Genomic DNA, 13,666 nt, shown 5'->3' with positions numbered 1-13,666 from the left:
CTATACTATATGCAGCGGAAAATCAATCCGTGCATTTCCTCGCGAAGCCCCTAAGAGTCTGTTTGGAAAATGCGCATATGTACATTTTCGGCGCCGCACCGGCCCACTCCCCCACCCGGCCACCCATAGAATACTGCCGTTGGGTGGCAGGGTGGGGAGTGGGCCGGTGCGGCAAATCCGGCTTCGGCCGGATTTCCGAACAAGGGGTGCGATGGCGACCATGACCGATTGCGATCTGGCGATAGTGGGCGGCGGCCTGGCGGGCAGCCTGACCGCGCTCGCCTTCGCCATGCGCCATCCCCATGTCTCCATCCGGCTGCTGGAAAGCGGCGACACGCTCGGCGGCAACCATATCTGGTCCTTCTTCGACAGCGACGTGGATGCGGGCGACCGCTGGCTGGTCGAGCCGCTGGTCGCCCATCGCTGGCCCGAAGGCTATGAGGTCCGCTTCCCCGGCCACAGCCGCCAACTGGCCGTGCCCTATAACAGCATCACATCGACTCGCCTCGACGCCCATGTCCGGGAAGTGCTGGGCGATGCCGTCCTGACCGGCGCGCAGGCCGTCGAACTGACGCCCACCACCGTCACCTTGTCCGATGGCCGCACCATCCGCGCCGGAGCCGTGCTGGACGCCAGGGGAGGGGGCGACCTTTCCGCCCTGCGCTGCGGCTGGCAGAAATTCGTCGGCCAGACCCTGCGCCTGACTGCCCCTCACGGCCTGACCCGCCCGGTCATTATGGACGCCACGGTCGAGCAATATGACGGCTACCGCTTCGTCTACCTGCTCCCCCGCGACGACCGGACCATCTTTGTCGAGGACACCTATTACAGCGACAACCCGGACCTCTACATCCCCGCGCTGGAGGGCCGCATCGCCGCCTATGCCAATGCGCAGGGCTGGCAGGTCGAGGCGGTTGTCCATGGCGAAAGCGGCGTCCTCCCCGTCGTCCATGGCGGCGATTTCGACCTTTTCTGGCCGCAGCATGACCCGGTGGCGCGGATCGGCGTGAGGGCGGCGATGTTCCAGCCCATGACCGGCTATTCCCTGCCCGACGCCGTGCGCTTCGCCCAATGGCTGGCGGACGAATGGCCGATGGAGGGACGGCTGCTGGCGCATGCGACGCGGGAATGGGCCGCCCTCCATTGGCGGCAGGGGCGCTATTACCGGCTGCTCGGCCGCATGCTGTTCGGCGCAGCCCGCCCCGCGCAGCGCTGGCGCATCTTCGAACGTTTCTATCGGCTCAGCCCCCCCTTGATCGGCCGCTTCTATGCGGGCCGCTCGACGCTTCGGGATCGCATCCGCATCTTGTGCGGGCGGCCGCCGGTGCCCATAAGGGACGCCATGCGTGCATTGATGAGCCCTCCCGCCTGATGAAGCGAACCCGATGAACCGGAAAGCGATCGTCATCGGCGCGGGCTTTGGCGGCCTCGCGCTCGCCATCCGCCTGCAATCCGCCGGAATCGACACCACGCTGGTCGAGGCGCGGGACCGGCCGGGCGGGCGCGCCTATATGTGGGAAAAGGACGGCTTCGTCTTCGACGCCGGGCCGACCGTCATCACCGACCCCGACTGCCTGGGCGAGTTGTGGCGCCTGTCCGGCCACGACATGGCGGAGGATGTCAGCCTGGTCCCCGTCTCCCCCTTCTACCGGCTCAACTGGCGCGACGGCACCAATTTCGACTATTCCAACGACGAAACTGCCCTCCGCGCCCAGATCGCCAGGCTCAATCCCGAAGATGTCGCGGGCTATGAGAGCTTCCTCGACTATGCGGGCGGCGTCTATGAAGAGGGATATCGCAAGCTCGGCTCGGTCGCCTTCCTCGACTTCGCCTCCATGGTCCGCGCCGCCCCCGCGCTGATGAAGCATCAGGCGTGGCGCTCCGTCTATTCGGTCGTCTCCTCCCATGTGAAGAATGAGAAGCTGCGCCAGGCGCTCTCCTTCCACACGCTGCTGGTCGGCGGCAATCCGATGCAGACCAGCTCCATCTACGCCCTGATTCACAAGCTGGAGAAGGACGGCGGCGTCTGGTTCGCGAAGGGCGGCACCAACCGCCTCGTCCAGGCGATGGCGACCCATTTCGAGCGGCTGGGCGGCACGCTGCGCCTCGCCGATCCGGTGGTGCAGATCGAAACCTATGGCGACCGCGCCGTCGCCGTCCGCACCGCTTCGGGCTGGCGGGGGGAGGCGGATGCCGTCGCCTCCAACGCCGATCTGATGCACAGCTATCGCGACCTGATCGGCCATCATCCGCGTGGCCAGAAACAGGCGGAAAAGCTCGCCCGGAAGCGCTGGTCGCCCAGCCTGTTCGTGCTGCATTTCGGCATCAGGGGAAGCTGGCCGGGCATACCGCATCATATGATCCTGTTCGGCCCGCGCTATGAGGGTCTGCTGACCGACATTTACGATCATGGCGTGCTGCCGCAGGATTTCTCGCTCTACCTGCACCACCCGACCGTCACCGATCCGTCGATGGCGCCGGACGGCCATTCGACCTTCTACGCGCTCGCCCCGGTGCCGCATCTGGGCAAGCTGCCGATCGACTGGGACAGGTTCGCGCCTGCCTATGCCGAACGCATATTGGACGAGATCCAGCATCGCCTGATCCCTGACATCCGTTCGCGCATCGTCACCCAATTCCATTATGCCCCGCCCGATTTCCGCCGCGACCTGTCGGCGCATCTGGGCAGCGCCTTCAGCCTGGAACCGCTGCTCACCCAAAGCGCCTGGTTCCGCGCCCATAATCGCGACGATGTCATTCCCAACCTCTATCTGGTCGGGGCGGGCACCCATCCCGGCGCGGGCATCCCCGGCGTGGTCGGCAGCGCCAAGGCGACCGCCGCGCTGATGCTGGAAGATCTGGCGTAAAGAGGACATATGAAGAGACTGGCAGTCTATTGCGGCTCGGCCACCCCGGCCGACCCCGCCTATGTCGACGCCGCCCGCCATGTCGGGCGCGTCCTGGCGCGGCGCGGCATCGGCGTCGTCTATGGCGGCGGTCGCCTGGGCCTGATGGGCGCGGTGGCGGATGCGGCGCTGGAGGCGGGCGGCGAAGTGATCGGGGTCATCCCCGAAGCGCTGGTCGGCGCCGAAGTCGCCCATCGCGGCTGCACCGAACTGCGCGTCGTCCAGACCATGCACCAGCGCAAGCAGCTTTTCACCGACCTGTCCGACGGCTTCGTCACCCTGCCTGGCGGCGTCGGCACGATGGACGAATTGTGGGAAGCGATCAGTTGGGCGCAGCTTGGTTATCACCAAAAGCCGGTGGGCCTGCTCAATGTCGCGGGCTTCTACGACCAGCTTATCGCCTTCAACCAGCATATGGTGGAGGCAGGCTTCATCCGCGCCCAGCACGCCAATATCCTGATCCACGCCAACGCCGTCGAAGCCTTGCTCGACAGGATGGCGGCCTATCAGCCCCACGAAACCGTCTTCGCGATGAAGGCGGATCGGCTCTGATCAAGACCTCGCTCGTTTCGAGCGGAGTCGAACAATGGCTGGGCCGCGTAGACGATCCGGAATGTCGGCAAATGGCCAATTGCCGACATTTTCGAATTTGTCCAAGCGGCCTGGTTCCGCCGTCTGATCAATGCACGACCGTCTGGACTGGGCTCCTGCCTTCGCAGGAGCACGTTGCTTGAGGGCCATGGCCCTTGCCCTCCCCGTCCCAGCGGACTAGGGCGCGGCCATGCGTCGCGACCTTGCCCATGTCGACACCTGGATCTTCGATCTGGACAATACGCTCTACCCGGCGAAGGCGGACCTGTTCGCGCTGATCGACGTGAAGATGGGCGAGTTCATCCAGGGCCTGCTCGGTTGCGATCCGGTGGTCGCGAAGCAGACGCAGAAGCGCTATTTCCTGGAGCATGGCACGACCCTGTCCGGCCTGATGCACCATCATGGCATCGAGCCGCGCGCCTTCCTCGACTATGTCCACGACATATCCATGGACCGGCTGGAGGTGGACGAGGCGCTCAACGCCCATATCGCGGCGCTGCCGGGGCGGCGGCTGATCTTTACCAATGGCGATGCCGCCTACGCCACGCGGGTGCTGGACCGGCTGGGCCTGAGCGGCGCGTTCGAGTTGATCCACGACATCCACGCCTGCCAATATATTCCGAAACCCGATCCGTCGGGCTATGCGGAACTGTGCCGGGTGCACCATGTCGATCCCGCCCGCGCCGCCTTTTTCGAGGATATGGCGCGCAACCTGAAGCCGGCCAAGGCCATCGGCATGACCACCATCTGGGTCAATAACGGCTCCGAAGCGGGCGACCACGGGCATCATCCCGACTTCATCGATTTCGAAACCGACCATCTGACGCCGTTCCTGGCGGATATTTTTGGGGAGCAGCCATGAGCAACGAACTGATCGCGACCATCGACGCCGCCTGGGAGGACCGGGCCAATGTGAGCCTGTCGACGCAGGGGGCCGTGCGTCAGGCGGTGGACAAGGCGCTGGCGATGCTGGACAGCGGCGAACTGCGCGTGGCGGAGCCGACGGCAGAAGGCTGGCGGGTCAATCAGTGGGCCAAGAAGGCGGTGCTGCTGTCCTTCCGCCTGAACGACAATGTCATGATCGACAATGGGCCGGGCGCGGGCCATTGGTGGGACAAGGTGCCGAGCAAGTTCGCCGGTTGGGACGAGGCCGCCTTCCGCGCCGCCGGTTTCCGCGCCGTGCCGGGGTCGTTCGCCCGCGCCGGGGCGCATATCGCGAAGAATGTGATCCTGATGCCCAGCTTCGTGAATATCGGCGCGTTCGTGGACGAGGGCACGATGGTCGACACCTGGGTGACGGTGGGTAGCTGCGCGCAGATCGGCAAGAATGTCCATCTGTCGGGCGGCGTCGGCATCGGCGGCGTGCTGGAGCCGTTGCAGGCCGATCCGGTGATCATCGAGGATGACTGCTTCATCGGCGCCCGGTCCGAAGTGGTGGAGGGCGTGCGCGTCGGCAAGGGATCGGTGCTGTCGATGGGCGTGTTCATCGGCCAGTCGACCAAGATCGTCGACCGCGCCACCGGAGAAGTGTTCATGGGCGAAGTGCCGCCCTATTCAGTGGTGGTGCCGGGGTCGCTGCCCGGCAAGCCGCTGCCCGACGGCACGCCCGGGCCGAGCCTCTATTGCGCGGTGATCGTGAAGCGGGTGGACGCGCAGACGCGGTCGAAGACCGGGATCAATGAATTGTTGCGGGATTGAAGGCTGCCTCACTCCCCTCCCCTTCAGGGGAGGGGCAGGGGGTGGGGGCGCGCCTCCACCCTCAGCGCTTGGGGAGACCCCCCACCCCAACCCCTCCCCTGAAGGGGAGGGGCTTATAAGTGGCATTTGGCGCAAGCTCGCCTTACATAATCCCCATGCCGCCATCCACGCCCGACAATAGCCCCCTTCCGCCCGTCTGGGCGACGATGCGGCGTTTCTTTCCTTATCTCTGGCCGGCCGACGCCCCCGCGCTGCGGCGGCGCGTCGCCGTCGCCATGGCGCTGGTGCTGGTGGCGAAGGCCGTCAGCCTGGCCATGCCCTTCGCCTATAAGGGCGCGATCGACCGCATGGCGCCGGGCATGGAATCCGGCGCGGGCCTCGCCATCGCGCTGGTCGTCGCCTATGCGGGGGCGCGCTTTGGCGGCGTGCTGTTCGACAATCTGCGCAACGCCATTTTCGAGCGGGTCGGGCAGGAGGCCGGGCGGCGGCTGGCCGACGACGTGTTCGTCCACCTGCACCGGCTGTCGCTGCGCTTCCATCTCGACCGGCGCACCGGGGCCGTCACCAAGATCGTGGAGCGCGGCACCAAGAGCATCGACACCATGCTCTATTTCCTGCTGTTCAACATCGCGCCGACGGTGCTGGAACTGGCGGCGGTCTGCGTCATCTTCTTCGTGAAGTTCGGTCCCGGACTGGTGGCGGCGACGCTGGTCATGGTGGCGCTCTACATCTGGTTCACCCGGACGATCACCGAATGGCGCAACCAGCTCCGCCGCGACATGGTGGACATGGACACCAACGCGGTCGCCCATGCGGTCGACAGCCTGCTGAATTTCGAGACGGTCAAATATTTCGGCGCGGAGGAGCGCGAAGCGGCCCGCTATGCCAAGGCGATGCGGCGCTATGCCAATGCGGCGGTGAAGTCGGAAAATTCGCTCGCCTGGCTGAATATCGGCCAGTCGCTGATCACCAACCTGATGATGGCGGGGGCGATGGGCTATACCGTCTGGGGGTGGAGCCGGGGGCAGTTCTCGACCGGCGACGTGGTGCTGGTGAACACGCTGCTGAGCCAGCTTTTCCGGCCGCTCGACCTGCTGGGGATGGTCTATCGGACGATCCGGCAGGGGCTGATCGATATGGAGGCGATGTACAGGCTGATCGACACGCAGGCGGAGATCAGCGACGCACCGGGCGCGCCGATGCTGCATGTGGAGGCGGGCGAGGTGCGCTTCGATCATGTGCATTTCGGTTACGATCCGGAACGGGAGATATTGCATGGCGTCAGCTTCACCGTTCCGGCGGGCAGGACGCTGGCCATCGTCGGGCCTTCGGGCGCGGGCAAGTCGACCATCGCCCGGCTGCTGTTCCGATTCTACGACATTCAGGGCGGGCGGATCAGCGTCGACGGGCAGGACATATCGGCGGTGACGCAGCAATCCCTGCGCTCCACCATCGGCATCGTGCCGCAGGACATGGTGCTGTTCAACGACACGGTCGGCTATAATATCGGCTATGGCCGCGAAGGCGCGACGCAGGAAGAGATCGAGGCGGCGGCCAGAGCGGCGTCCATCCACGACTTCATCATGGGCCTGCCGCAGGGCTATGACACGCGGGTGGGCGAGCGCGGGTTGAAGCTGTCCGGCGGCGAGAAGCAGCGGGTGGCGATTGCCCGGACGCTGCTGAAAGACCCGCCGGTGCTGGTGCTGGACGAGGCGACCAGCGCGCTCGACAGCCGGACGGAGACGGAAATCCAGGACGTGCTGCGCACCATATCGCGCAGGCGCACGACGCTGGTGGTGGCGCACCGGCTGTCCACCGTGGTCGACGCGGACGAGATCATCGTCATGGAGAAGGGGCGCATCGTCGAGCGCGGGCGGCATGGCGATCTGGTGCGGGCGGACGGGCTGTACGCCGCCATGTGGGCGCGACAGGCGACCGAGCGGGACGACATGCCGGTCGAGCCGGGGATCGAGGATATTTTCGAAGTGGTGGACGTGCCGGGCGGCAGGGGGTGACGGTTGGTTCGGGTGGGAAGCCGTCATTAAGCCCCTCCCCTTCAGGGGAGGGGTTGGGGTGGGGGCGTGCCGTTACAGGCAGGTTTTCCCGTGGGGCACGCCCCCACCCCTCAATCCCCTCCCCTGAAGGGGAGGGGAAGCATTAATGTCCGCTACTGACCAAAACCCGTGCCTCTACCCAGCCCGATTGATTTTTGCGGCCTTATATCCTATCCTCAGCCTCGCGGACCGGGCCCCTCTGGCGCGCTTTTTTCAGCGCGTGATGTCGGACCGCATCGGACTATCCGATGCGCATGGCGGTCTGGCTTATCCCCTCCCCCATGGCTGGCACCGGATTTCTCCGATCGACCTTTGTCGTTGATCAAGAGGAGCATATCCCATGGAATTTCTTTTCGCCGACTGGCTGGGGACGCCCGCATGGTTCTGGCTCGCCTTTTTCTCCATCGTCGTCGCGCTGACCGCCTTCGACCTGGGTTTCCTGCACAAGGAGAACAAGGAGATCGGCATCAGGGAGAGCCTGAAGCTCTCCATCTTCTACATCGGCATCGCCTGCGCTTTCGGCGCCTGGGTCTGGTTCGTGCGCGGGCCGGAGCCGGGGATGCAGTATTTCACCGGCTTCTTCATCGAAAAGGCGCTGTCCATCGACAATGTCTTCGTCATCAGCCTGATCTTCACCTATTTCGCGATTCCGGCGAAATATCAGTATCGGGCGCTGCTGTGGGGCATTATCGGCGTGATCGTGCTGCGCGGCCTGATGATCGCGGGCGGGGCGATGCTGCTGCACCAGGCCTATTGGGTGCTGTACCTGTTCGCCGCCTTCCTGATCTTTACCGGCATCAGGATGATGTTCGCGGGCGACGAGCCGATGGATGTCGGCAAAAATCCGCTGATCCGCTTCATTTCGAAGCATATGCGAGTGACGCCGGAGCAGCATGGCGAGCATTTCCTGGCGCGCATGACCGATCCGAAGACCGGCAAGGTCGTCATGGCGGCGACGCCCCTGCTGCTGGCGCTGGTGGTGATCAACTTCGCGGACCTGGTGTTCGCGGTGGACAGCGTGCCCGCCATCTTCGCGATCACGACCGACATGTTCATCGTCTACACGTCGAACGTGATGGCGATATTGGGCCTGCGCGCGCTCTATTTCGCGCTGGCGGCGATGGTGCATCGCTTCCACTATCTGAAATATGCGCTGGCCGCGATATTGGTGTTCATCGGCGCCAAGATATTCGTGGCGGACTTCGTGATGGACGGGGGCAAATTCCCGCCCGTCATCAGCCTTGGCGTGACCTTCGCGCTGATCGGCGTGGGGGTGGGCTGGTCGCTGTGGAAGACGCGGGGCGAGGAAAAGCTCGCCTAGGGCATTTTCAAGTTGACCGTTCACGGTCAACGGCTCGGAAAATGCGACATCAAAGGACAAGAGCGTTTTCGCTCATTGCGAAAACGCTCTAGCCTTCGAAGAAGCGGGCCGCGACGTCCGGGGGCACCCGGAGGATGCGGCCCGTCTTCAGGTCGATGATCGCCCAGGTGGACTTGGCCGACACCTTCACCTTGCCGTCGGGTCCGGTGAATTCCATGTGCCGGTCGAAGCGGGCGCCGCGCGGCCCCTGCGGAATCCAGGTGCGGGCGGACACGGTTTCGCCCTGCTTCACATTGCCGCGATAGTCGATCTCATGCCGGATCACGACCCAGGCATAGGCGTCGAGATGATCCGGCGCGGCGTCGCGCGCCCAATGTTCGGTCGCGACCTGCTCCATCCACTGGACCCAGACGGCGTTGTTCACATGGCCGAGCATGTCGATATGTTCGGGACCGGCGGTGAACTGGGTGGCGTAGGTGGAGGACATATTCCTGGCTTTCCTTTTGGGCTCGCTTCGCTCGCACCCACCCCCGCCCCTCCCTGAAAGGGAGGGGAGTTATTGCGCGATGTTGAGCTGCCAGAGGATGAAGGCGAATTCCTCCGCCGTTTCGTGGAGGCTTTCGAAGCGGCCCGACTTGCCGCCATGGCCCGCGCCCATATTGGTCTTGAGCAGCAGGATATTGTCGTCCGTCTTCGTGGCGCGCAGTTTCGCCACCCATTTGGCCGGTTCCCAATAGGTGACGCGGGGGTCGTTGAGCCCCGCCGTCACCATCAGCGGCGGATAGGGCTGCGCGCTCACATTGCTGTAGGGGTCGTAGGACAGGATCGTCTCGAACGCCGCCCTGTCCTTGATGGGATTGCCCCATTCGGGCCATTCGCCCGGCGTCAGCGGCAGCGTTTCGTCCAGCATGGTGTTGAGCACGTCGACGAAGGGCACATGCGCCACCACCGCGCCCCACAGGTCGGGATCGCTGTTGATGACCGCGCCCATCAGCTCGCCGCCCGCCGATCCGCCGGAGATGCTGATCCGGCCCTTCGACGTGTAGCCGCGTTCGATCAGCCCCTTGGCCACGTCCACGAAGTCGGTGAATGTGTTGGTGCGCTTATCGAGCTTGCCGTCCAGATACCATTGCTGGCCGAGGTCGTCGCCGCCTCGGATATGCGCCAATGCGAAGGCGAAGCCCCGGTCTAGCAGCGACAGGCGGCTGGTGGAAAAGCCCGGCTCCATCGCGATGCCATAGGCGCCATAGCCATAGAGGTGCAGCGGCGCGCTGCCGTCGCGGGGCAGGTCCTTGGGATAGACGATGGACACTGGGATCGGCGTGCCGTCGCGGGCCGGGATCATCAACCGCTCCGTGGCGTAGCGGGTCGCGTCATAGCCGGACGGGATTTCCTGCACCTTCAGGACTTCAAGATCGCCGGTGGCGAGATGATAGTCGTAGATGGTGTCGGGCGTGACCATCGATTCATAGCCGATGCGCAGCTTCGTCACGTCATATTCGGGATTGTCGTCCAGCGAGGCGGAATAGCTCGCCTCCGGAAAGGGAATGCGCTTGGGGCTGTGCGTGGCGTAATCGCGCAGTTCGATCTGGTCCAGGCCGTCCTGCCGCCCCTCCGTGACGTAGAAGCCTTTGAACAGCGTGAAATCGGTCAGGTAGAAATACGCGTCCGGGGCGATGACCTCTTCCCACTCGCCGGGGCTGGCGAGCGGCGCCTTCACCAGCCGGAAATTGGGGTGGGTGTCGTTGGTGCGGATGTAGAGCGTGCCGTCATGCTCATCGACATCATATTCGCGGCCGGGCTTGCGCGGGGCGACGAGCAGCGGCGGGGCGGCGGGATTGTCGGCGGGGAGCAGCCAGACCTCGCTGGTCACATGGTCGCCGGTCGCGATCACGATCCATTTTTCCGAAGAGGTGAGGCCGACCGAGACGCGGAAGCCCTCATCATCCTCATGGAACAGTTCGGCGTCGCTTTCCACCGGCTGGCCCAGCCAGTGGAGCCGGGCATTGTCGGTGCGCCACTGGTCGTTGGCGATGCCGTAGAGCAGCCCCTTGCTGTCGCTGGTCCATACCAGCGACGACAAGGTGTCGGGGATGATTTCGGGCAGGATCTCGCCGGTGAACAAGTCCTTGATACGCGCCTCGAACCGTTCGGAGCCATTATTGTCGATGGCATAGGCAAGGTAGCGGCCGTCCGGGCTGACCGACAGCGCGCCGAGGCGGAAATAATCATGCCCCTCCGCCAGCGCGGGCTCGTCCAGGATCAACTGGTCCTCGCCGCCCTCGTCTTTGGCGGCGGCGGGCCTTCGATACCATTTGCGATATTGCGCGCCGACCTCGAAAGCGCGCCAGTAGATATAGTCGCCGTCCTTCTGCGGGACGGAACTGTCATCTTCCTTGATGCGGCCCTTCATCTCCGCAAACAGCCTGTCGGTCAGCGGCTTGCGCGGCTGCATCGCCGCTTCGAAATAGGCGTTCTCCTGCTCCAGATAGGACAGCACCTCCCCGTCCTTCACCTCCGGATAGCCGGGGTCGCGCAGCCAGGCATAGGGATCCTCCACCATGATCCCATGATGCGAGAAGCTGTGCGGGCGGCGGGCGGCGACGGGGGCTTTGGGGGATGCGGTCATTCAATGTCCTGATCTGGCGAAACGATGCTGCTTTGCTTATGTTGGCGGCCATAGGCCCTGCGCAAGAGGGCCGACAAGTCCAAGGGAAATTTGATGTCCACTTATGAAGATCGCCTGAAAGCCCTGCGCGCCCAACTGGTGCGCGTGGCGCTGGACGGCTTTGTCGTGCCGCTGACCGACGAGCATATGAGCGAATATGTCGGCGCCTATGCGCAGCGGCTGGCCTGGCTGACCGGATTTCAGGGGTCGGCGGGCAGCGCGGTGGTGCTGCCGGAGGAAGCGGCGATCTTCGTGGACGGCCGCTATACGCTGCAGGTGCGGGAGCAGGTGGACGGGGCGCACTGGCAATATGAGAGCGTGCCGCAGACCTCCGTCGCGGCCTGGCTGGGCGAGCATGTCCCGGCGGGCGGGCGCATCGGTTACGATCCCTGGCTGCACACGCGCGCCTGGGTGAAGGCGGCGGGCGAGGCGCTGGCCGAGCGCGGCGCGGAACTGGTGGCGGTCGACACCAATCCGGTCGACGCCGTGTGGCCGGACCGCCCCGCGCCCAGCGACGCCAAGCTGGTGGTGCATGAGGACCGCTATGCCGGTCAGTCGGCGGCGGAGAAGCGGCAGGCCATGGCCGATTGGCTGGTGGCGAAGCATGCCGACGCGGCGGTGCTGTCGGCGCTGGATTCGCTGGCCTGGACCTTCAACATCCGGGGCAAGGATGTGGAGCGGACGCCGGTGGCGCTGGCCTATGCCATCGTCCATGCCGACGCGACGGCGGACCTCTATGTCGCGCCTGAGAAGATCGACGAGGCGGTGGTGCAGCATCTGGGCAATGCGGTGCGCGTGCATGACCGCGCCGATTTCGCCGGAGCGCTGGCGGATTTCGCAGGGAAAACGGTGGTCGCCGATCCGGAGCGGGCGGTGGCCGCCATCTTCGAAGCGCTGGAGGCGGGCGGCGCGAACATATTGGCGCTGCGCGATCCGGCGGTGTTGCCCAAGGCGGTGAAGAACCCCGTCGAGATCGCAGGGCACAAGGCGGCGCAGGCACGGGACGGCGCGGCGCTCAGCCGGTTCCTGCACTGGATCGCGACCGAGGCGCCCAAGGGCGGCGTCGATGAACTGGGCGCGGCGGCGAAGCTGGAGGCGTTCCGCAAGGAGACCGGGCTGCTGGAGGATCTGTCCTTCGACACCATTTCCGGCGCGGGGCCGAACGGCGCGGTGGTGCATTACCGGGTCGAGGAAAGGACCAACCGGCCCATAGAGACGGGCAGCTTCTATCTGGTCGATTCGGGCGGGCAATATCGCGACGGCACCACCGACGTGACGCGCACCATCGCCATCGGCACGCCGAGCGAGGAGATGAAGCGGCGCTTCACCCTGGTGCTGAAGGGGCATATCGCGCTGGGCCGCGCGCAATTCCCGAAGGGGACGCGGGGCGGGCAGCTCGACGTGCTGGCGCGGCAGTTCCTGTGGGCCGAAGGGCTGGATTACGCCCATGGCACCGGCCATGGCGTCGGCAGCTTCCTGTCGGTGCATGAGGGGCCGCAGCGGATCGCGACCTTCGGCGGCGGGGACGAGCCGCTCCAGCCGGGCATGATCCTTTCCAACGAGCCGGGTTATTACAAGACAGGCGAATATGGCATCCGCATTGAGAATCTGGTGCTGGTCGAACCCCGCGACGTGCCGGGCGCGGAGCGGGAGATGCTGGGCTTCGAAACGCTGACCTTCGCGCCGATCGACCGCAACGCGATCGCGACGGAGATGCTGACGGGCGAGGAGCGCGCATGGCTGGACGCCTATCACGCCAGGGTGCTGGAGATCGTCGGGCCGCAACTGGAGGGCGGGGCGCTCGACTGGCTCAAGGCGGCCTGCGCCCCGCTGTAGCGGAACGGGATCACCCCTTGGCGTCGTCCGGGCGCCGGGGGTTTTCCGCGTCGCGCGATTCGCGGGACTGGGCCTTGCGGCGACGCAGATTGTCCCGCAACGCCTGTGCCAAGCGCTCTTTCCGTTCGTCCTGACCGTTTGTCATGGCCCGCCCATAATCAAATTGCATCTTCCGCCGCAAGCCGCCTTGACATGGCGCGAGGAGGCAGCCATAGGCCCGGCTCCGCCGGCGCGATAAGCCGGATGGAACTGAAATAGTGCTGCCGTAGCTCAGTGGTAGAGCGCATCCTTGGTAAGGCTGAGGTCGCGAGTTCAATCCTCGCCGGCAGCACCATTTTTCCCCAGCAGATCAGCCATTTCGACAGCCGGCATGCGATGGCGGCAGGCGCGGTTCCACCGTCAGATCTTGCCCGCGCCATCCTGCGGGGGCAGGTCGGCGTCGGCTGCATCCAGCTTCGCCCGCATGCCGAAATCATCCCACGCTGTAGCCGCTTTCTATCCACGCGGGACGCGTCGAACCGCTGGCGGGCCGGTTCTACGCGCCACCGTCGGCGCCGGCCTGGTTCATGGCGCAATGGTGAACGATATTCGC

At 65.2% G+C, this 13,666-nt stretch carries 11 protein-coding genes and 1 tRNA gene; 9 read left to right on the top strand and 3 right to left on the bottom strand.

All coding sequences use genetic code 11. The features are described from left to right. The first annotated feature begins 211 nt into the window (after positions 1–211). The 7 genes from crtY (at position 212) to Sj15T_RS14575 (ending at position 8,570) form a co-directional block, all read left to right on the top strand. A complete protein-coding gene (gene crtY, locus Sj15T_RS14605; RefSeq protein ID WP_013038810.1) occupies positions 212–1,372 on the top strand; it encodes a lycopene beta-cyclase CrtY in 1,161 nt (386 codons plus the stop codon). Between the two features lie 13 nt (positions 1,373–1,385). Beyond that, a complete protein-coding gene (locus Sj15T_RS14600; RefSeq protein WP_007686867.1) occupies positions 1,386–2,867 on the top strand; it encodes a phytoene desaturase in 1,482 nt (493 codons plus the stop codon). A 9-nt stretch (positions 2,868–2,876) separates the two neighbouring features. After that, complete coding sequence (locus tag Sj15T_RS14595) at positions 2,877–3,458, top strand: TIGR00730 family Rossman fold protein (protein WP_013038809.1); 582 nt, start codon at positions 2,877–2,879, stop codon at positions 3,456–3,458. A 229-nt stretch (positions 3,459–3,687) separates the two neighbouring features. After that, on the top strand, positions 3,688–4,359 hold the full coding sequence (locus Sj15T_RS14590) for a pyrimidine 5'-nucleotidase (protein WP_007685475.1): 672 nt from the start codon (positions 3,688–3,690) through the stop codon (positions 4,357–4,359). Continuing rightward, positions 4,356–5,195 (top strand): 2,3,4,5-tetrahydropyridine-2,6-dicarboxylate N-succinyltransferase, encoded by an 840-nt coding sequence (gene dapD, locus Sj15T_RS14585; RefSeq protein ID WP_007685477.1) that lies wholly within the window; start codon positions 4,356–4,358, stop codon positions 5,193–5,195. Before Sj15T_RS14590 ends, dapD begins: the two co-directional genes overlap by 4 nt. 155 nt (positions 5,196–5,350) lie before the next feature. Next, positions 5,351–7,210, top strand: coding sequence for an ABC transporter ATP-binding protein/permease (locus Sj15T_RS14580; RefSeq protein WP_013038808.1), 1,860 nt, complete (start codon positions 5,351–5,353; stop codon positions 7,208–7,210). Positions 7,211–7,589: 379 nt separating this feature from the next. Beyond that, entirely contained in the window at positions 7,590–8,570 is a 981-nt protein-coding gene (locus tag Sj15T_RS14575) for a TerC family protein (protein WP_013038807.1), read from the top strand. Between the two features lie 88 nt (positions 8,571–8,658). On the opposite strand, the gene Sj15T_RS14570 is transcribed toward Sj15T_RS14575, so the two are convergent. Both Sj15T_RS14570 and Sj15T_RS14565 read right to left on the bottom strand, forming a co-directional pair. Next, positions 8,659–9,057 (bottom strand): acyl-CoA thioesterase, encoded by a 399-nt coding sequence (locus Sj15T_RS14570; RefSeq protein ID WP_013038806.1) that lies wholly within the window; start codon positions 9,055–9,057, stop codon positions 8,659–8,661. 69 nt (positions 9,058–9,126) lie between these two features. After that, positions 9,127–11,199: a S9 family peptidase gene (locus Sj15T_RS14565; RefSeq protein ID WP_013038805.1), complete on the bottom strand. Its 2,073-nt coding sequence runs from the start codon at positions 11,197–11,199 to the stop codon at positions 9,127–9,129. 93 nt (positions 11,200–11,292) lie between these two features. Between Sj15T_RS14565 and Sj15T_RS14560 the strand changes: the two genes are divergently transcribed. Continuing rightward, a complete protein-coding gene (locus Sj15T_RS14560) occupies positions 11,293–13,074 on the top strand; it encodes an aminopeptidase P family protein (protein ID WP_013038804.1) in 1,782 nt (593 codons plus the stop codon). A gap of 10 nt (positions 13,075–13,084) precedes the next feature. Here the strand turns inward: Sj15T_RS14560 and Sj15T_RS14555 are convergent, their stop codons facing one another. After that, positions 13,085–13,219 carry a hypothetical protein gene (locus Sj15T_RS14555; RefSeq protein WP_257787142.1) on the bottom strand — a complete coding sequence of 45 codons (135 nt, stop codon included), beginning with the start codon at positions 13,217–13,219 and terminating at the stop codon, positions 13,085–13,087. Between the two features lie 114 nt (positions 13,220–13,333). On the opposite strand from Sj15T_RS14555, the gene Sj15T_RS14550 reads away from it, so the two are divergent. After that, positions 13,334–13,408 (top strand) — tRNA-Thr (locus tag Sj15T_RS14550). Positions 13,409–13,666: the final 258 nt, after the last annotated feature.

Source organism: Sphingobium sp. TA15 (genome assembly GCF_037101235.1).
Classification (GTDB): domain Bacteria; phylum Pseudomonadota; class Alphaproteobacteria; order Sphingomonadales; family Sphingomonadaceae; genus Sphingobium; species Sphingobium indicum.
The sequence above is the reverse complement of the archived record's forward strand: the minus strand, read 5'-3'. Positions and strand labels throughout refer to the sequence as shown.

What these genes read in the sequence shown, in the direction of transcription:
- crtY (WP_013038810.1), top strand. Translation starts at nt 212, where the DNA reads ATGGCGACCATGACCGATTGCGATCTGGCGATAGTGGGCGGCGGCCTG.
- Sj15T_RS14600 (WP_007686867.1), top strand. Translation starts at nt 1,386, where the DNA reads ATGAACCGGAAAGCGATCGTCATCGGCGCGGGCTTTGGCGGCCTCGCG.
- Sj15T_RS14595 (WP_013038809.1), top strand. Translation starts at nt 2,877, where the DNA reads ATGAAGAGACTGGCAGTCTATTGCGGCTCGGCCACCCCGGCCGACCCC.
- Sj15T_RS14590 (WP_007685475.1), top strand. Translation starts at nt 3,688, where the DNA reads ATGCGTCGCGACCTTGCCCATGTCGACACCTGGATCTTCGATCTGGAC.
- dapD (WP_007685477.1), top strand. Translation starts at nt 4,356, where the DNA reads ATGAGCAACGAACTGATCGCGACCATCGACGCCGCCTGGGAGGACCGG.
- Sj15T_RS14580 (WP_013038808.1), top strand. Translation starts at nt 5,351, where the DNA reads ATGCCGCCATCCACGCCCGACAATAGCCCCCTTCCGCCCGTCTGGGCG.
- Sj15T_RS14575 (WP_013038807.1), top strand. Translation starts at nt 7,590, where the DNA reads ATGGAATTTCTTTTCGCCGACTGGCTGGGGACGCCCGCATGGTTCTGG.
- Sj15T_RS14570 (WP_013038806.1), bottom strand. Translation starts at nt 9,057, where the DNA reads ATGTCCTCCACCTACGCCACCCAGTTCACCGCCGGTCCCGAACATATC.
- Sj15T_RS14565 (WP_013038805.1), bottom strand. Translation starts at nt 11,199, where the DNA reads ATGACCGCATCCCCCAAAGCCCCCGTCGCCGCCCGCCGCCCGCACAGC.
- Sj15T_RS14560 (WP_013038804.1), top strand. Translation starts at nt 11,293, where the DNA reads ATGTCCACTTATGAAGATCGCCTGAAAGCCCTGCGCGCCCAACTGGTG.
- Sj15T_RS14555 (WP_257787142.1), bottom strand. Translation starts at nt 13,219, where the DNA reads ATGACAAACGGTCAGGACGAACGGAAAGAGCGCTTGGCACAGGCGTTG.